We start from the raw sequence: 19,507 nt of genomic DNA on the forward strand, positions 1-19,507 counted from the left end.
CTCACGCGTTACTCACCCGTCCGCCACTAAAGTCCGAAGACTTCCGTTCGACTTGCATGTGTTAAGCATACCGCCAGCGTTCATCCTGAGCCAGGATCAAACTCTCCATTGTAATTAAACAAATTCGAGATTTGTTAGGCTCCCGGAACTTGACTTAGTCCCGGTTTTCTAATTTTGTCTACCTTAGAATCGAAACTCTAAAGCAAACTGATTGATTTAACGGGGTATAAGTGTTATTCTGACTTTCAAACTATTAGATTTTCAAGGTTCGGGGTCGAAGCCAGTGCCTTCCGTTTCCGTTTGGCTCTCTCTCGACCGCTTAACCAATATAACGAGACATCCAAGAAACTGTCAAGCATTTCTGGAAAGTTTTTCGGGAAACGCTGGAAGTGGTGATACCGCAAGGGCTCCAGCCCCTTGGAGGGGATTGAATTAGTTCAAAGACGTTGATTTTGAGATGGGACTGTAATTTTTTCTGAGTTACTTGGCGTTAGACGACGGTACATTAGGTTAGAGAAAACCTTGAGACGCTAGGGAAGCTAAACTTCGTGAATTTTCAATCGGTCATCGCTAAGCTGAGCGAGTTTTGGGGCGATCGCGGCTGTTTGATTGTCCAGCCCTACGATACGGAGAAGGGGGCGGGTACAATGAGTCCCCACACTTTCCTACGGGCAATTGGTCCTGAACCCTGGTCGGTTGCTTACGTTGAACCTTGCCGTCGTCCGACAGATGGGCGATATGGGGAGAACCCAAATCGTTATCAGCATTACTATCAATATCAAGTGCTGATCAAACCTTCGCCAGACAACATTCAAGAGCTCTATTTGGATTCTCTGCGAGCTTTAGGCATTCGTGCAGAGGATCACGATATTCGGTTTGTGGAGGATAACTGGGAATCTCCTACATTAGGAGCCTGGGGAGTTGGTTGGGAAGTTTGGCTGGATGGAATGGAGGTAACTCAATTTACCTATTTTCAACAGTGTGGGGGAATTGATTGCCGTCCAGTTTCAATCGAGATTACCTATGGCTTAGAGCGACTAACGATGTATCTGCAGGAAGTCAATGCTTTCACTGAGATTCAGTGGAATGAAGCGGTAACTTATGGAGATGTGCATTTTCAGGGAGAAATTGAGCATTCAACCTACAACTTTGAAGCATCTAATCCTGAGTTGCTGTTTACTCTGTTTGGACTGTATGAACAAGAGGCTGGACAGCTTATTGAGAAAGGGCTAGTCTTGCCAGCACTTGACTATGTGTTGAAGTGTTCACACAGTTTCAACTTGCTAGATGCTAGAGGTGTGATTTCGGTTACTGAGCGGACGCGCTACATTGGCAGAATTCGTGGGTTGGCACGGCAGGTTGCTTATCTCTATTTGAAGCAGCGAGAGGAGCTAGATTTTCCGTTGCTGAAAGCTAATAGGGCGGAAGCAGCTTAACTTAAAATTTCGGTCAGAGTTGTTAAATCAGGATGATTTTTGGCGTGAAAGTATTACTTTCACGCCTTACGAACTTTGGTTTTCTCCTTCATCTGAGGAGAGGGAAATGTTGGCTATTCTTTATGACAAATGTAGTCGTAGATTTCTATATAATCCTTGCCAGGGTAGTTCCATGAGTAGTCGTAGCTCATGCCCTGTTGGATCAGATTTTGAAACTCTTTGGGTTCTTGGTGCCACAAATCCATAGCCCGATCCATGGCGGATTCTAAGGCAGGAAAGTCTGATTGATGGAATACGTAACCGTTACGCTGTTCGGGTAGGTGGTCTTGATCAAAGTCCCGGTCAAAGACTGTGTTTACCAGCCCTCCTACACTTCGGACGATGGGTACGGTGCCGTATTTCAGTCCGATCATTTGGGTTAAGCCGCAGGGTTCGTAGTTGCTTGGGACTACGATCATGTCTGCTCCGGCGTAGATGAGATGGGATAGTTCTTCGTTGAAGCCCAGTTCGAGGTGAACGTCTGGGTTGTCGTTTAAGAAGCGTTTTTCGTGCTGGAAGTGGGTGTTGATGCTGGCTTCAGTTGCAGAGCCTAGAAGCACGAATTGTGCACCGCGGTACAAGGCATGGTAAATGGCGTGGTGTACGAGGTGAACGCCTTTTTGGTCGTCTAGGCGACCGATGTAACAGATGATGGGTTTGTTTTCTTGGCGCAGGAGGAGGCGATCGCGCAACGCCTTTTTATTCTCTGCTTTGCCCTCCAAATTCTCTTGGTTGAAATAGTGAGGAATGTAGCGATCAACTTCTGGGTTCCAGACGTTGTAGTCAATGCCGTTGAGGACTCCTCTAAATTTGTCCTGAAAAGCGTGTAGGGTATGACCTAGACCATAGCCGGTATCAGTAAAGCGAGCCTCCCAAGCGTGGTGGGGAGAAACAGTCGTGACAAAGTTTGAGTAAGTGATGCCCCCTTTCATGAAGTTGAGGGCAAAAGGACTGAAATTGTCTTGGAGGCGATCGTATTGGAAGTAGTAGGCTTCCTGGTTTAGTCCTGTTGCCTGAAGGGTTTCAACGCCACCCATACCTTGGTGCTTGAAATTATGGATGGTGTAGCAAACACGCTGGTTTGCCATTCCGTGATGCTTGTACATCTCGAAAAGCATGACTGGAACAAGTCCAGTTTGCCAGTCATGGCAGTGAAGTATGTCAGGGCGTTTGTTGCTTTGTAGCAGAAACTCTAATGCGGCTTTGCTAAAGAATGCAAACCGCATATTGTCGTCGGAGCAACCGTAATAGCAGCCTCGGTTGAAGAAGTTGTCGTTGTCATGCGGCTCGATGAAGAAGCAGAGCCGGCCGTGAACCCAACCGCAGTATACAGAGCAGTGGACAGCAGCATCGTACCAGGGTACCCACAGATCACGGTAGGACTCGTGAAGCCCCCAGATATGGTCGTACCTCATGCAGTCGTACTTGGGCAGAATAATTTCTACTGTGTTGCCCCGAGCCTCTAGTTCGCGACTAAGACCATAGACTACGTCTCCTAGACCGCCAGCTTTGATAACTGGAGCGCACTCAGAGGCAATCTGCACAATGTACATTTCTTATCCCCCGCTGGATACATACCAATTTTTTAACTTTACAAAAGTATATTATTTTGGATGGCTAGGCAACTTGACTATCAAAAGTCAATGTAACCAGCGCAAACGGGTCAGAAGCGTCACCCTTGCGAAAGGGATTGCTGCTAACTGGTTCAATTTATGAAGCAGGTTGATATGTCGTAGGGCGTATTTGTCTTAGCTTAGGGGTTTCCTAGCTCTAGCTGATGTTAGATAAGCCTTTGAGCCAACGGTTAGAGAGGTTTTTGAGCGATCGCCCCACCTGCTGCTTTAAGCGCCAGCGTTGAAATGCCTTTTCGTAGTCCTCTCCATCAGTCTGGTAAGTCTTCCAAGCATTGAGAGCAATGAACAGTCCCCAAATCAAAGCAATGTAGAGCGACCAGTTAAGTGGACTACTGGTGAGCAAATCGAGCATCACCAAAAATGTATTGACAATGCCGTACCTGGCTACGCTTCTACGCAACCTGCTTTGCCGATACATAGCGAAGGCACGTTGCTCTCGTGCTTCTCCTTGTTGCGTCAACCATTCTTGCTCTGCGGATTGAAATTCCTCTAGCGAGATTCCCAGTTCTGCTGCAATTTCCAGGAGTTGCAGTTTGGAAATTTCTCCACGCTCAATTTGACGAGTAAACGCAATTTTGAGGATTTCTTGTGCTTCCTCTTGCTCGTAGATATCTGTCATCTAAGTTGCCTTTTCAAGGTAGACCAGTCAGGCTGCTCTAGTTTGTCTGCTTAGATGGTGCTGCTTAATTTGGGTAATGCAGACCGCTCGCAGACTATTCCTAGTTTATCGTCACCCTAATGAAAGGAATCTCACTGCCACGGGATTTGCTCTAGTAGGCTATCCCTCGGTAGGTTCGTTGGTAGGGGGCATTTGGCAAAGCTTTGGTCTCTTGAGCAGGAAGTTGTTTGGGCAGAGATTGAGTTGGAAGGGGGCGATCGCGTTGAGTGCGCGAATCTCTCTGTTTGGCTGGAGCAGTAATTAACGTTAGTACCTGTTGCCAAAATTCTTCTGCTTGTTGAGGATCAGGAATTTTAGTGGCGAGTTCGTTAATTAAGCGATGGTAGGTAATTTGGGGGAACTTATCGAGGGTTTCCTGAACGTACACGCTGGCGATCGCTCCTACGTAGTAGGACAGAGCTTGCTGACAACGTTCTACAAACCAAGGCTCAATATCAGTCAGGTTTCTAACTGGAGGTTGGCTTGAAGGTAAGGATGGGTTGAGCCTCTTCGTTCCCAAACTTTGGTTGAGTTGGTCGTGAAAGGAGGTTTCTGTAACTTGAGAATTTAATTTATTTGGCTGATTACGGATGGGCTCCAGTAGCTTTTCAGTTTGCCAGACCGTAAATAAAGTTTCATCTTCAACCAGCAAACAAAATCTGCCAGCTTTAGATTCTCTTTCACAGTAGTCAGTTGCCACTTTGTGAAAAAGTTTTCGCAGAGACAAGACTCTTTTAAACTGCTTTTCTTCAAACGTTAATTCAGCAGCGGAACCATAACCAATGCCTCTAGAACGCAGTTCTTCGGCAGCAATCACCAACACTCTGGAACTTTCCTTCATCTTTCTGCAATTTCTAGAGAGAACACAGGATCACAGCTTCGGAACAGATGAAATATGGTGTGCCTTGGAAGAATTCCAATCAGCCAATCGGTCGTTCATGTTAAGTAGTAATAAGCCATACTACTGCCCCTTGATTCTTCATCCGGACGTTTTTGGTTAAACTCACCCTGTCAGGCGATGACAATGTTGTAAAAATGTCATATACGATACATTTCTAAGCTTTTGTCAGATTTTGTAGAAGGGTGGAGGCGCTAGGAGAAAGGTTAGTGAAATGAATATAGAAGCCGGGTTCAACGTCGTTAGACTGTCCTATGACTTTGGCGTAGAGATCGCCGGGAATAGTTGTACCCTCGTGCGGGTTGAGCAAATTGAGCTTGATGTCTCTGAAGAATGGCATTGGATGAGGCGATCGCACCTCTGCCCGCTTTCCTGAAAACTTGACTAAAGTGCCCGCAACCATTTGCCCAACTAGATTTCTGCCGTCAATTAGGGCGTATCGAATGGGTACTTCTGGAACTAAGGGGACGAGAACAGTGTGGGGATCAGGAAGCGACAGGCGATAGGCACCCCCGATGCCGCCAACTTCGTACAGCTTAACGGGTGTATGAAATCCCTTCACCTCAACCTCGGTTTGGCTGAAGATGCTGAGCAAGGGTTCAACTTCAGTAAAAGTTGCTTCAGAGATTAGCACTTGCCCACCTATGCTGGAAGACTCAATCCGAGATGCTAAATTGACCTGACTGCCGATTGCGGTGTACTTTGCCCGCCTTTGGGAGCCAATATTGCCGACAATTGCTTCTCCAGTATTGATTCCTATTCCCATTTCTAGGGTTGGCAGATTGAGCTGTTGGTTCTGCTGGTTGATCTCTGTTATCGCCAACTGCATTGCTACTGCACAGGCGATCGCTCTTGCTGCATCATCTGATCTTTGAGTGGGTGCACCAAACAGGACAACAATGCCGTCGCCAATCACCTCATTAATGTTGCCGTTATATTGACTAATGACGTGAGTCATTCGTTCTAAATAGAGGTTGAGCAGTGTGACGACTTGCTCTGGCGAAAGCTGTTCAGAGATGGCAGTAAAGCCTCTCAAATCAGAAATCAAAATTGTGATTTTACGGCGTTCGCCGCCTAATCTTAGACCTTCTGGAGTTTCTAGTAAATTTGCTACTATCTCTTCAGTTAAATAGCGGCTAAAGGTATTGCGGATGACTTCAGCAGATTGAGCGATGTAGGTCGTAGTGGCGATCGCTGCCCCACCTAATGCTAGAAATGCAGGAACGATAGGAACCCACCAATTTGCCAAAAATAAGAGGTAGCTAATACCCCATATTCCACCGCCTGCTAATCCCAAGCTGAGACTAATTTTGAGGCTTTGAATCAGGGTTGTGTTGTTTGAAGTCATGCCTCTGTCGCTCGCCGAAGCCGCAACTGAGGGGTGTCGTTGCTGCCAGACTAAAAACGCTCCCACGACTGACCAGCTTAGAATCCATAGCCATTCCAGCGGCTCAGACCAGGTTTGTAGGGGAGTGCGTCCGGTTAGAGCAGAGGTGAGCAACTGGTTCGTCAGGTTGGCATGGATTTCAACCCCTGGCGTAGGCGGTAGGATCTGTAGCAGTTCATTGTTGTAGGGAGTGTAGTAAAAGTCGCGCAGGCTTTCTGCGACTGCGCCGATCATGACGATGCGATCGCTCATTAAATCTGCTGGAACGCGGTTTTCTAGCACGTCCTGCACAGACACCACTTCAAAACTGCCCGTGCCGCCTCGAAAATCTACCAAAATCTGATATCCGTCTGCTGCCGTGCGAACGTAGCCGCCATCATTGGGTTCCAGGGGTGGAAATACGGCTTGTCCTAAACGGATGTATTCTTCATCGGTGAGTTCAGGATAAATTTCTTCTGGTTCTAGATAAAGAGCGGCTAGGGTGAAGGCAAATCCTAGTACGAGTTCGTTATTGCTGTTGGAGAGGGAAAGTAATCCTCGTCGAATCTTGCCATCGGCATCCAGAATCACGTCACTGGCGCTAATCTGCCCTAATTCGGCTAACACAGGTGGAGGCGCAACAGCTCCGGCGTTGGCTGTCCCGACTACTTTTTCAACCCCGATCAGGTTAGGCGTTGTCCTAAAAACTTCGACCAGATCGGCATATCCTGAATCGACTGGCACATCGCGATAAAGGTCTAACCCAATTGCTCGGGGCTGCTGTTGCTTAATCTGGTTTAAAAGCTGGGTCAAGGTAGCATCAGAAAGCGGCCAGCCATATTCCTGTAGGTCTGGTTCTGTAATGCCAACAATGATGATGCGGGAGGTATGGGGTTCTGACGGACGCAGCCGAAAAAACTGGTCGTAAGCCGCCCATTCCAATGTTTGTAGTAGACCAGTCAGCCGAAGCAAGATCACAGCAGCAGCAGTACAAGGGGCTGCGATCGCCACACCCCGCCAATGCCAGAGGATTGGCTTCAGCTTCGTCCACATAGTCAGGTCAGTAGTAAGTTGGGCAAGGTAGACGCTTCTTGAAGGAGCGTTTGCCTTGATGCTGTGGAATTAGGGGGCTAGACCTGGCTTAGTTTATCGAGGTGCAGCAGTTGATTAGGGGGGCTTGGGCGATCGCTGCGTCTAGTCCAACAGATTGCAATAGTGCTTGCCAGTCTGCGGTCAACATAGCATCTTGAGGCTGGGACTGGTGTAAATCTGCCAAGGCTTGTAGCGCATCATACCAAATTCCGGCTTCGGCGTAGAGCCGGGGTCGATCTTGCGGATTAGCCTGCTGCAAGCTGTTGAGTAAAGCCGCACTGGGTGCAACGGTTTCAACCCAGCCTGCTATGACTGCATTTCTGGAGCGATCGTCGTTGTCGCAAACGAGAGAAACGTACCAGCGATAAAGAGTTCCCTGAGCTAATGGGGTGGATGTGTAGTCAGCTAGATTGAATTGCACAATACCAGCAGCGCTCGGAGTTTCTAGGGGCTGTCGGTAGAGAACTTCTGTGCCGTCTTCGTTTTCTAAAGTGAGTTCTAACGATGTGGCGGAGGTTTCGGGGACGTACACCATTAGAACTGGCTCTTGAGAAATGGAAAGTCCTACGGTGCTGGAAGGAATCAATGCAGTCAGGGCATCGCTGCTAGAGGTGCAGTCGCCCCAATCGCCGCGACTTGCTGCTCCAGAAGTGACGGGAGGTGCGCCTCGGTTGGGCGGGCGAAAGGTAATTCTGCTAGTTCTAGAACGGGACTGCTGAGCTACAGGACGATTAGCAGATGGGTTGGAAGTCGTCTGAGCCAGCGTTGGAAGGGGGAATGACCAAATCGCGATCGCCCCCACTATAAAAGAGAGAGAAAGGAAAGGGTGATAAAAGCATTTCCAATTCATAGTGACGCTCCCGAATCAGGAATAAACAGACTAAAGATAAATTGGCGATGCACAAGGTTGAGATAAAGCGTTTACCAGGGACTCCCGACTAGTGTGAAGCCAGACCAGAAGTAGGGATGAGTCAGGTTGACGTTGTTGCTCTCTGCCAGTTCGGGTGGCAGTGGCAAAACGCCTTCAGGGTATTGAATTTGCCCGTTAACGATGCGAACCTCTCCTCGCAGCATGGCAAGTTGTGCTTGTTGAAGTGCTTCTGCTTTGATAGGAGTTGTTCTTAACTGTCGATAAAACTCCTGCATTAGAGTCAGCGTGCCTTCATCGCTAACTGACCAGAGGCTTGCCATTGCCGATTTTGCACCCGTCTGTACGGCGAATCCGGCAAAGCCTAGTTCTGCTTCCACATCTCCTAGTGCAGTACGACAAGCACTTAAGACGACTAACTCAACCGTTGGGTTTCTCCAACCCAATTGGCTCAACTGATCAAGCCGCAGTCGAGTATCCCAGAGTTGAATAAACGAGTTGCCAGGTGCGCCAGGACGGAATTCGGCATGGGTTGCCAGGTGAATAATGTCAAACGGCTGCTGCTGCCGTTGTTGGCTCAAGGTATCTAAAGTGAAAGCTTGATTTAGAAACGATCGCCCCTGCCAGAGTCCATTTAGGGGAACGGCTAAACCTACAGGAGCAGGCGAAGATGCGCTAGAGGGCACTACCGTTCCAGTAATAATGTTGTTGTCGTAGATTACAGTGCCTTGAGTGGGTTCGCGGTTATTGTCGCTGTTATTAGAATCTTCAGGCGCATTGGGAATCAGGGTGGGTCGTCCAGCGATCGCCGCTAACTCAACGGGTACGGCAGGCAGCGGTGGAAAGTCAGTAAACTCAGAAGCTCCCATTGCCAAGACTCGCGCCTGGGCAATGTTGGAATAGCGAGTATCGGTCAGGCTAAAGCTGGGGATCAGCGAGAGGCTGTACTGTTCAATCAAAAATTGCTGACCATCCTGAAGCACTGCCAGCGGCGTTGAACGCAAGCCAGCATCCACAGAAAATAGCAGCGTATCGACTTCTGCTGCTTGCAGATTGGACTGGATGGGAGCCGTTGTCCAGGTCTGAAGCTGCTGGGCAGCAGGCAGATAGCTGGTAGAGCGAAGTTTGGTGCGATCGGTGAGTTCTCGTCTGAGCGCAGTGGTGACTTGAAGTAGAGAGTCGCGATCGGCTGCCGCAACGCTGCGGTAAACAGGTGCGCCTGCCGCCGTTACCAGAATGACATCAAGCTGCTCTGGACGACTAAATAGATAAACCAAGGCAGGCGTTCTGCCAGTCTGAACGGCAAGCTCAGCCAGACGAGACTGAATCTCTGACAGCGTCAGATTTGGCGTTTCCTGTAAACCTAGATATTGCTGAAATTCTTGACTGTATAGTCGCTCAATTAGGGTAACCGCATCGGTGAGGTTGCCACTGTCTAGCGCATCGGCAATGTCTTGACGCAGGATGTCAGTCAAAACGGGATTTGTTGGGTAGAGTCCAGGCGGCTCTGCTGTCTCAGCGACATTGACATCTGGAGGCAGAGGCAACCCGTTAACGTCAGGGATGGATGGTGGCTCTCCCGGTGGTTCTGGCGGTTCTGGCGGTTCTGGCGGTTCTGGTGGCAGAATCGCCCCTTCGGTGTTGAACACTCCAGCAGTTCCGGTTGCCTGATTTTGGTCAAAATCGACGGTAACGGGCGTAGTGTAGTCGGAGTAGTCGAGGGTGTCGAATCCTGCTGCACCGTCAATGATGCCGCTGAGCGTTGCCCCATCACTAAAGACGAAAGTATCGGCTGCATCGCCGCCTGTCAGATTATCAATGTTGGAGAACTCAACTGCGTCGTTTACCGATCCGATATCTGTGCCTGTAAGCTGCCAGGTGTTGGTTGTGTTGTCGCCAATTAAGGTATTGCTTCCTGCTGCACCATCAATCTGGTCAACACGACCGCCATTAAGCCGGAAACTGTCGTTGAGAGTGCCGCCGCGCAAGATTTGAAATCCAGAAAACGTGGCACCGTTCAACGTGCCGCTATTGGTGCCTGTGACTGTCCAAGTGTTTGCTAGGTTTTGACCGACCAGGGTGTTCGTACCGCTGCCCGCCACGATTTCCTGGATATTTTCGGGTTGAATTGCTTCTAGGTCGAGGGTGAGGGAAGTGGCGATCGCCGAGTAATCCAACCGATTCGTGCCGCCGCCGCCATCGATCGCCCCTTCAAAGCTGGTATCGGGAAATTGGAAAATGTCGTTGCCGCTGCCGCCTTGCAGATTTTCGATATTGCTGAAGCTCAGCCCGTTAGCATATCCGCTGATTGTCCCCTGGTTAGCTCCGATTAGTTGCCACGTGGTGTTTTGGTCAGCGCCAATCAGGGTTGAACCTCCAGCGATCGCTACCGGATCGTTAAACGTAAACGGATTCAGGCTCACCGTGCCGCTGCCATTAGTTCTGCCAATCGTGATGCTGCTAAATCCTGGCTGCAAAAAATCTAGATCAGCTGCGGTCAAGTCCAGCGCAGCAGAGTCAGCTGCACCTGCGATCGCCACATCCTGAGCCGGATCAGTAGGCTGTAGCACCAGTTCTCCCGATCCCTGGACAGCTCCAGTGAAGTCGATCTCGCTAGCGGTGAGGGTTTGATTGCCGCTACCTGCTTGCCCTGTACTGTTGATGCTGCCTGCTTCCAGTCTATTAACTGCATCCAGGCTGACTGCCCCTGCATTCCCGGTTGAAGAGGTATTCAAATCCCCAATTTGGATGTTGTTTGCAGCATTGAGGGCGATCGCTCCCCCTGCGGTAGTTCCAGAGGTGGTTAGGTTTGCGCCAACAATATTTCCTGCGGTTGCGGTAATGCTAATTGAGCCGCTGGTTCCGCCCGTCAAGCTGTTAGTTTCAATATTAGTCAACCCGACGATAGCACCTGAAATAGTGATGTCACGCCCTCTGGCGATGATGGTGTTTGGCGTATCAAATCTACCAACGCCATCCTCATCTGAGTCTGCCGTCAGTCGAATCGAGCCGCCTGGGCCGTCGGCAAATACAAAATCGCCAAAAACATTGATGTTAATGTCTTCTGTGGCCTCTAGCACAACATTGGCAGTTGCGGGTAGCCCTTCCAGTGCCGTTCGTGAAATGGTGATGGGTTCCCCAACAAATTCGTCATCAAAAATGTCGGGCAGCGTTGCATCGACTCCAGGAGAGTTTGGTCCAAGGTCATCGATCAAGATATCAGTGGGGTCAAGCAGTAAGGTACCCAAGCGACCATCGGTTGCTGTAAGGTCGGCCGTTCCATCGAAAATCAGAGATTGACGACCCGATACTTCTGCAAAACCGCCGTTGCCAGTGCGATCGCCCCCCCTAGCGCTGATTTCCCCATAAAATGCGGTCGTATCGTCTGCCCAAACGATTACCCTGCCCCCATTACCTCCACCCAGTGCGTCTGCTCGAAAAGTCGAATTTTCATCGACCAGCGTTCGAGACGCAGCAGGCAATGTATCTCGTCCTCCAATATCTCCGCCAATTCGCACGGTACCACCGCCACCATTGCCTGAAGCATTCAGGTTGGCGTTAAGGATAGCAACGCGATCGCCCAGGATGTTGATTTGGGAGGTTGGGAACTGGGGGTTAGAGGTTGGGGATCGGCGGGAGGTGTTAAGGGTGCCGGAAGCGATCGCCGTTCCAGGTTGAGGAGAAATAGCAATCCCGGAGCCCGTCAGTTGCACAGAGCCATCTGACTCAACCGTTACCCCCGTTGCGCTGGTAATATTTCCTCCAGTCAAAAGAGCGGGCAAGGACAGCGGCGTAAATGGCACTAATCCCCGATTTCCATTCCCTAGTGCCCGTCTCCCAATCGCTTCCAGATCAAGGCTTAGCAGCCGTCCTTCCTGGCTAATTCGTACCCAGCTTTCTCCTGGAACAGCAGCAATTGTAATGTTGCCGCCTGGTGCAGTTAGGGTGCCTGTATTGATAACTGCGCCGCCGATCAGGAAGAGATTTTGCCCTTCTGAAACCGCTAGATTTCCGGCGTTGAAGACAGAACCAGGCTGGCTGTTGCTGAAGGCAAAGGCATCCGGATTGCCGACCAGGGAGGAGTAATCGTTTCTGCCGATCGCATTCAGCCAGCGATCGCCAAACCCGATTCCGCTGGCAGTCGTTGCCGTAAAAGAACCCGGCAAATCTAATCGGGCATTTGTACCCAACAAAATTCCGGCTGGGTTGAGTAGAAATAGATTAGAGTCGCCTCCGCTAACGCGCAGCAGTCCGTCAATATAAGACGCATCACCCCCAACTACACGACTAATGATGTTGCGGATCTGGTCATTTGAGAGAAAGTTGGCGATCTCGCCTGTACCTAAGCCAAATTCTTCAAAGCTGTGAAACAGGTTGGCTCCATCTTCAGAGAGAGTTCCGCCGCTAATGTTGGTGCGTCGTCCTTGTTCAGTAACCCGTGTGTTGGTACCGTCGGCTGCGGGAGTAATGTTTTGCGCGACAAGCTGTGGGCTTGTTGAGGTGGGTGCTGGAGAGGAAGCGATCGCCCTATCAACGTCCCCTGCAAACTGAACTGCAAACGTCTCTGGCGGAGTCGGGGTAGCTAAACCAGCCGGTAAACCAACAGCAGCAGTGCGATCGCTCTCCACACCGGCGATCGCCTCTCCCGCAGCCTCTAACGTCGGCACATAAGCCTGCGTCTGTTCTTCACCGAGTAAGCCAGCGATCGAAACAGAGACGAGCAACAGACCTGCTTTCTCAAAAAGGTTTGACATAAGGTAACTGCACCGAAAAGAGTAACAATCAGCAAAACAGCCATCTATGCAACAGCCAGATTAGCATTAGTAGTTTTGCTTGCTGAGACAGTCACCGATTCAAAGTGATAAATCTGTTTCACTATCCTGGATACTCCTCAATAGTTGCCAGCCCTAGACACCCAAGTTCAGCCTCTGCACCCTCTGAAGACTGATGCAGTTGGATAATTTCGAATTTTTTTTGATTACAAATTAGTCATCCTGGACATACATTCCAAACTGGGAAGGGTGATCCGGATAGGTTTAACCATTAAGTTGCTAGTTCTGACTCAAGGACAGCTTGCAAAATCCTCCTGTTCCCAGAATTTGAAGGATATTGACTGGTCTCGAGAATGTCTGAAGAGTCAGAGGATGTTGCATGAATTTTATTGATAGAAGCTATTCAAACTACCTTTTGAATATCAAGTGAGAAAACCGTAGATTGAATCCATCGACGAAAGAAGTTTTTCTCTTTATCCATCGTCACCCTACCAGGAAGCAATAAGCTATGAAATCTACACTTAATTTCTCCACTTCGAAGATATCTAATCTTGACCGTGGTCTGGCACAAAAGAACAGACGTGAATCTAAGTTTCTAGCTGGTTTAGGTCAGATTTTATCGTCCATTCTAAGTATATTGGCTGGCAATGAAGAACCACAAATTAGCCAAAAGCGCGATCGCTCTGGTGAAGTCTTCTGGCGGGTTTACGATCCGACCACTGGCGAATCTGCTCGCTTCAATTCTGAGTTAGAAGTTCGATTTTGGTTAGAGCAGCGCTATTACCGCTAAGCTATGCTTCAAAGTCTTTTGATCCTCCTTGCTCTTCTTGAAAAAGAGAAAGCTAATCTACTTAAAGTCTCCCTTAGCAAGGGAGACTTAGAGATTTTTAAGAGTACTTGGCTAATATGAAAGAATATTTGAAAGCAACTGAAGTAATTGATTGGCAACATCCTGAAGTCATTGAGCTTGCTAAACAAATTGCATCAGGTCATCAAACATCAACAGCGATCGCAAAGGCGTGTTTTGAGTGGGTGCGAGATCAAATTTGTCATAGCGTTGACTATCAGATGAATCCTGTCACTTGTCGCGCTTCTGATGTTCTCAAATACAAAACAGGTTATTGCTACGCTAAGAGCCATTTGCTGGCAGCATTGCTACGAGCAAATCAGATTCCAACAGGGTTCTGTTACCAGCGATTGAGCATTGATGATCAAGGTGCACCTTATAGTTTGCATGGTTTCAATGCCATTCATTTATCTGAAATAGGCTGGTATAGGGTTGATGCCAGGGGCAACAAAACCGGAATCAATGCTCAATTTACTCCGCCTCAGGAGCAGTTAGCATACGAGATACGGTTCCCCAAAGAGGCAGATTTTCAGACCATTTTTGCTGAACCGCTTCAAGTTGTGATAGAAGCGCTGCAAGCTCAAACCAAGTGGGATGCAATGCATCGCAATCTTCCGGATATTTGTTTAAATTCCGCGAAGGAACACGGTCTTATGAAAGATGCCAAGTATGTATAAGCTTTCTTCTCTAATAAATTGGTGAGCGACTCGACATACAGCTGCCGGGCAATGGACAGGTCACCTTTGCTAGAAAGACTAGTGTGACGGCAATCACCTATCACTTGCAGCAACCGACCCGGACGCGGATTAAGAGAAATACAAATCGTATGTTCTACCGAGTTTTGATATTTTTCGTAGCTTGCAGGCTGACAAAACTCTTCAACTAAATTTTGTCCCAGCCACAAGATTTGCTAGAAAAAGTTGGGGGTTGAAGACCCTTACTAAGCAGATAAACTATTTCTGAATCGGTAGACCGGTTGACTACTGTACTCATCTCATTGCCCAACTTTTGTACGCTAACTAATCCCTCAAATTGCTTGGGTAGAAGTGGGTTTGTAATTGCAGCGATCGCCAGAAAGTAGCAACTTCTATTCTGTAATCTTAAACACTAACCAATCACATTTATAGATTTTTCTTCAAAGCTTTCTTTAATTAAGCAACATGCATTTTAATTGAGCAAAAAGAAACCGTAAAGTCTCGACCCTAGTCGTATTATTAGTGACTTATCGCGACTATTACTAAAGTAAGGGGCAATGAGATTGAACTGTTCCTTTTCCCTGATTTTGAAGCTGGGCTAGCGCGTTATTCCTATCATCCGCAGCTTTTGTCAGGAAAGGATCTACAGGTAGTGTTGCGATCCGACTTTGAGATTTTGTCACGTTCATAGTTCTCAGAGGATGCCTGAGAAGTAAGAAAGTTTCTAACCTTCATCTCCTATCTTTCCAGTGAAGGGAGGCTAGTTCCTGGTTTCCTTTGCACTCGAAGATAACCAAAGTGAAGGGGATTCAAACTTCGGTTTCATACTTTTCCAACAACCTCTCACACGATAACTTTGTTGGTACTTTATGCTGCAAAAAATCCACACAATTTTTCCTAAGTCCTCAGTTGAGCGAGTTTACGCCGCAATCCTTTCCAGGCGAAGGCGAGAAGTAAACTCCCTCTCCGAAAAAGACAGCCAAATTGTCGATACCCTTCGCCATGAGGGAACTTGTATTACGTCTTTGAATGATCTGTCGTTTCCTGCTAACTCACGCTTACTAGACGCAACTAATCGCATTCTGACTAAAACCAAGTCAGAGAATGGTAAAACCTTTCCTTTACGAGTAGGCAAACGCCAAATTGTGACTGAATATCCTGAGATATTTCTATGGGGATTAGAAGAGCGGCTCCTATGCATCATTGAGAGTTACTTTGGCTACCCCGCAGCCTTTTTGGGGGTATCACATCGGGTAGAAGTGCCAGACGGGCAGCAAACTGGGACAAGACTATGGCACTTAGATGGTGAAGATCACTGCATGATTCGAGTTATTGTCTACCTGACTGATGTTGGGATAGAAGGTGGCCCGTTTGAGTACATTCCTCGCTCTATTCGTCCTACTCAAGCTCCTTTACATCGCCTTTATTGCCAAATTTTTGATCAGGAAAAGTTCGATCGCATCTACCGCAAAATCAGCGATGCAGACATGCAAAACATGGTGCCAAGTAAATATTGGATACCTTGCACAGGTGTGCAGGGCACAGTCGTGTTTACCGATACGGCGAACGTGTTTCATCGGGGTAAAGTGCCTCAACCCAACCATCCTGCTCGTTCGGCTTTGTTTTTTACCTACACTTCCAGGCACCCTAAGCGCCTTAAGCTTTCCAAGCAAGTGTTTCCTGAAGAACTATTGTTGCTGATGGCAGATCGTTTCACACAGCGGCAACGGGAATGCGTTTTGGACTGGCGGTAACCGGAACTAGCAGTAACAAGGCGCGCAACATTACCCTACTCCAAGGCGATACATTAGGTAGAGATAAATGAGACTTCACCCTGTAGTTGGTGCTTGTGAGCAAAATTCTTTTGATTGTGCATCAGGAAACGTCTGAGCCGGGTCTAGTTGGGCAAATATTGCAGGCTAGAGGCTATGAGCTAGATATTCGCTGTCTAGCTGGGGGCGATCGCCTCCCAACCGGAACCGATGAGCATCAGGGCACCATAATTTTTGGTGGACCTATGAGTGCAAACGACGACAACACTTTGCCTTTCATTCGAGCTGAGATGGATTGGATTTCCGTCGTTCTCAATGCAGGAAAACCATTTTTAGGAATTTGTTTAGGGGCACAGCTTTTAGCCCGAGTGTTGGGTGCTACAGTTGCTCCCCATCCTGATGGCATTGCTGAAATTGGTTATTTCCCGGTGCGACCAACATCAGTTGAGCAAACTGAATTGCCTCTACCTAACTACGTTTATCACTGGCATCGAGAGGGATTTGAATTGCCTCAAGGGGCAACTTTGCTAGCTCAGGGAGAAACGTTTACTAATCAAGCATTCTGTTATGGAAACGCCTACGGGCTACAGTTTCACCCAGAAATGACTCCGGAAATGATTGATAAGTGGACGACCTTGGGAGCCGAACAATTAACTCTGGTAGGTGCCCAAACCCGACAGCAGCAGCTTGAAAAATATCCTGTTTATACTCCTGCGATCGCCACCTGGTTAGAAAAATTCCTCTCTCAGTGGCTTGCTAGCTCAAATAATCGCTTCTAGCTACTCGTTTCTAACTGCTAGAAATACTGGTATTCTGCTGATCTTTGCACTTCTCTAGATTCTTGGTGGATGTGCCCTCTCATGGCGGCCTGCTGCAAATGAATGAAGGCGTTTAGGTCTTCCCAGTCGTATTGAGTCTTTTGGAGAAGGTGTCTTAGCTGGTCTTCTGCCGACACGCTCAGATATCCCGTCTCCAAGGCACAGTGGACAATTTCACGAATAGAAGTCATATCAGCACCTCTAGTAGAGCAACGGAACTACTGTCTAATTATCAACAAATCTTAAAGAATTTGAAAAAATATAAATATTTGACCAAGAGAATACTACTTCTAAAATCGAATGGGAATCCCCCTTCCAGGTGAGGATTTTCTACTTATAAATTTATTACTTAAACTCTTCCTCTAGGGGGATGACGAATTGCTAGTGTTATTGCAACTCTGGGCTCCAATAATAAAACCCGGCAGCGAGTGCCGGGTGTCGTGCTGAGTGCTGTCAGTGTGGGTACATCTTCACAGCATCTTGGAGTTAATTCATCTCTCGATAGGTAGGCCATCGCAAACTAAACTTTTCAAACGGATGAAGGAGCGATCGCCTGTTCGCTGAGAGTGGCGATCGCTTGCAGCAGTTCTGTTGCCTCAACGGGTTTAGAGACATGCATCTGAAAGCCTGCGGATAATACTTGCTTGCGGTCTTCTTCACGAGAATAGGCCGTCAGCGCTACCGCTGGAATAGACCCACCTTCCGCTGGCGACAGCCGCCTCACCTGCCGAATGAGACTATAACCATCTTCTCCGGGCATTCCGATATCACTGACCAACAGCTTAGGCTGCCAAGATTTCAGTAATTTTAGGGCTTCCTGGGCTGAAGCAGCCGTCGTCACCTCAATTCCAGATTCTGCTAACGTCACCGCGAGCACTTCCCGCGTGTCGGCTTCATCATCAACGACCAATACTTTGATGCCGTCAAAGGCATCAGGCAAGGATGAGGCATGAAGAATGAAGGATGAAGGATGAAGGTTTTCTTCTAAGGGGTCTGAAGCTAGGGCATGAGCTGAGTTGAGTGGTTTTGCGTGGTCCTCTTGCCCTTCGCTCTGGCGCAATAGGGGAATCTGAACGGTAAAGGAAGCTCCTCGCCCTTCACCCTCACTTGCTGCCTGCACGGTGCCGCTGTGTAGCTCAATGAGGTGACGGACGATTGCCAGCCCCAGTCCCAAACCGCTATGGGGACGGGTTGTAGTTCCGTCTGCCTGGCGAAAGCGATCAAACACATGAGGCAAAAATTCAGGCTCGATGCCAATTCCAGAATCTGTTACGCGTAGTTGGGCTTGCTCCTGCTGCTGGGTTAACTCCACCACGATGCGTCCTTGCTCTGGAGTAAATTTGATCGCGTTGGTTAGCAGATTCCAGACGATCTGCTGAAGTCGAGTTGGATCACCACAGACTGGGATTGCAGAGTTCGCCACGCTCATTTCTAGCTGAAGTGCCTTGGCTTCAATCAGGGGACGCACTGATTCGACCGCCTGCTCCACGACGGAAGCAAAATTAATGGGGCACAGGTTGAGCCGCAGCTTGCCTCGCACAATCAGCGAAACGTCAAGAATGTCTTCGATCAGTTGGGCTTGAGAGCGGGCATTGCGTTCAATTGTTTCCAAGGCACGAGCGGTGGTTTCTTCGTCAAACTTTTTGGTTCGCAATAGCCGTGCCCAGCCCATCATCGAGTTGAGCGGCGTTCTCAATTCGTGTGAGAGCACTGCCAAAAACTCATCTTTCATTCGGTTGGCAGCTTCGGCTTGCTGGCGGGCTGCCTGTTCGTGAATGATTTGGACGCGGGCAGCTTCGGCGTTTTTGCGTCCGGTGATATCTTCGACGGTGCCAACGTGCCCCATCAATTCACCGGTGTTAGAAAACATGGGTGATGAGCGAACGTGAGTCCAGCGGACTTCACCCGACCGAGTTTGAAACCGAAATTCATTAGAATATTCTCGAATTTCTCGCGTGTAGGCGAACCAGTCGGCTATGACCTGCTGCCGATCTTCAGGATGAACGGCTTGTAGCCATCCGTCCCCTAGCGCGTCAGGTAGCGTCAAGTCGCAGATTGCCTGAAATCGAGGGTTGGTGTAAGTGCAAGAACCATTCACATCGGTCAAAAAAATGCCGACCGGAGAGCAAGCGCTGAGCAACCGAAACCGTTCTTCACTTTCTCGCAGTTCGGTGTTGATGCTAGCAAGCTGCCTGGCCTGTCGTTTTACCTCTTCGGTTTTCTTGAATAGCTCGATAAATACGCCGACTTTTGAGGTGAGAATGTCGGCTTCAATGGGTTTAAGCAGATAGTCCACTGCGCCGAGGGAGTAGCCTCGAAATACTAAACTGTCGTTGGTGTTAAAAGCAGTCAGAAAAATGATCGGGGTGTGGCGCGATCGCTCTCGACTGCGGATCAACGTTGCGGTTTCAAACCCATCCATCCCTGGCATCTGCACGTCTAGTAAAATCACCGCAAAATCCTGATGCAGCAAGGATCGCAAAGCTTCTTCACCAGAATGAGCCTTGACCAAGTTTCCTCCCAATGGATCTAAGATGGCTTCCAGAGCCAGAAGATTTTCTGGATGGTCATCCACTAGGAGAATGTTAACGGTGAGTTCAGACAGCATGAGT

At 48.6% G+C, this 19,507-nt stretch carries 13 protein-coding genes and 1 rRNA gene; 5 read left to right on the forward strand and 9 right to left on the reverse strand.

The features are described from left to right. Positions 1-112, reverse strand: a 16S ribosomal RNA gene (locus tag H6F88_RS29360); the annotation flags it as partial. Positions 113-548: 436 nt separating this feature from the next. Here H6F88_RS29360 and glyQ point away from each other — a divergent pair. Further along, positions 549-1,436 carry a glycine--tRNA ligase subunit alpha gene (glyQ, locus tag H6F88_RS29365; protein WP_190646365.1) on the forward strand — a complete coding sequence of 296 codons (888 nt, stop codon included), beginning with the start codon at positions 549-551 and terminating at the stop codon, positions 1,434-1,436. A 113-nt stretch (positions 1,437-1,549) separates the two neighbouring features. Here glyQ and glgA read toward each other — a convergent pair whose 3' ends face one another. The 6 genes from glgA to H6F88_RS29395 form a co-directional block, all read right to left on the reverse strand. Further along, the gene (glgA, locus tag H6F88_RS29370) at positions 1,550-3,028 is read right to left on the reverse strand and encodes a glycogen synthase GlgA (protein WP_190646366.1); all 1,479 of its coding nucleotides are present in this window, start codon (positions 3,026-3,028) and stop codon (positions 1,550-1,552) included. Positions 3,029-3,245: 217 nt separating this feature from the next. Next, positions 3,246-3,728 (reverse strand): 2TM domain-containing protein, encoded by a 483-nt coding sequence (locus H6F88_RS29375; protein ID WP_190646367.1) that lies wholly within the window; start codon positions 3,726-3,728, stop codon positions 3,246-3,248. A gap of 151 nt (positions 3,729-3,879) precedes the next feature. Next, on the reverse strand, positions 3,880-4,608 hold the full coding sequence (locus tag H6F88_RS29380) for a hypothetical protein (protein ID WP_190646368.1): 729 nt from the start codon (positions 4,606-4,608) through the stop codon (positions 3,880-3,882). Positions 4,609-4,822: 214 nt separating this feature from the next. Next, entirely contained in the window at positions 4,823-7,084 is a 2,262-nt protein-coding gene (locus tag H6F88_RS29385; RefSeq protein WP_190646369.1) for an adenylate/guanylate cyclase domain-containing protein, read from the reverse strand. An 88-nt stretch (positions 7,085-7,172) separates the two neighbouring features. After that, positions 7,173-7,973: a DUF928 domain-containing protein gene (locus H6F88_RS29390; RefSeq protein WP_190646370.1), complete on the reverse strand. Its 801-nt coding sequence runs from the start codon at positions 7,971-7,973 to the stop codon at positions 7,173-7,175. A 71-nt stretch (positions 7,974-8,044) separates the two neighbouring features. Then, on the reverse strand, positions 8,045-12,745 hold the full coding sequence (locus H6F88_RS29395; protein WP_190646371.1) for a CHAT domain-containing protein: 4,701 nt from the start codon (positions 12,743-12,745) through the stop codon (positions 8,045-8,047). A gap of 526 nt (positions 12,746-13,271) precedes the next feature. Here H6F88_RS29395 and H6F88_RS29400 point away from each other — a divergent pair. The 4 genes from H6F88_RS29400 to H6F88_RS29415 all read left to right on the forward strand — a co-directional run bounded on the left by H6F88_RS29400 (position 13,272) and on the right by H6F88_RS29415 (position 16,856). Then, positions 13,272-13,553: a hypothetical protein gene (locus tag H6F88_RS29400; RefSeq protein WP_190646372.1), complete on the forward strand. Its 282-nt coding sequence runs from the start codon at positions 13,272-13,274 to the stop codon at positions 13,551-13,553. A 116-nt stretch (positions 13,554-13,669) separates the two neighbouring features. Beyond that, positions 13,670-14,287 carry a transglutaminase family protein gene (locus tag H6F88_RS29405; RefSeq protein ID WP_190646373.1) on the forward strand — a complete coding sequence of 206 codons (618 nt, stop codon included), beginning with the start codon at positions 13,670-13,672 and terminating at the stop codon, positions 14,285-14,287. Between the two features lie 887 nt (positions 14,288-15,174). Further along, a complete protein-coding gene (locus tag H6F88_RS29410) occupies positions 15,175-16,059 on the forward strand; it encodes a 2OG-Fe(II) oxygenase (protein ID WP_190646374.1) in 885 nt (294 codons plus the stop codon). 95 nt (positions 16,060-16,154) lie between these two features. Then, a complete protein-coding gene (locus tag H6F88_RS29415) occupies positions 16,155-16,856 on the forward strand; it encodes a glutamine amidotransferase (protein WP_190646375.1) in 702 nt (233 codons plus the stop codon). 17 nt (positions 16,857-16,873) lie between these two features. Here the strand turns inward: H6F88_RS29415 and H6F88_RS29420 are convergent, their stop codons facing one another. After that, positions 16,874-17,086, reverse strand: coding sequence for a hypothetical protein (locus tag H6F88_RS29420; RefSeq protein WP_190646376.1), 213 nt, complete (start codon positions 17,084-17,086; stop codon positions 16,874-16,876). Positions 17,087-17,424: 338 nt separating this feature from the next. Continuing rightward, the gene (locus H6F88_RS29425) at positions 17,425-19,503 is read right to left on the reverse strand and encodes a response regulator (protein WP_190646377.1); all 2,079 of its coding nucleotides are present in this window, start codon (positions 19,501-19,503) and stop codon (positions 17,425-17,427) included. Positions 19,504-19,507 lie beyond the last annotated feature (4 nt).

Origin of the sequence: Oculatella sp. FACHB-28, assembly GCF_014696015.1 — a bacterium.
Classification (GTDB): domain Bacteria; phylum Cyanobacteriota; class Cyanobacteriia; order Elainellales; family Elainellaceae; genus JAAUTN01.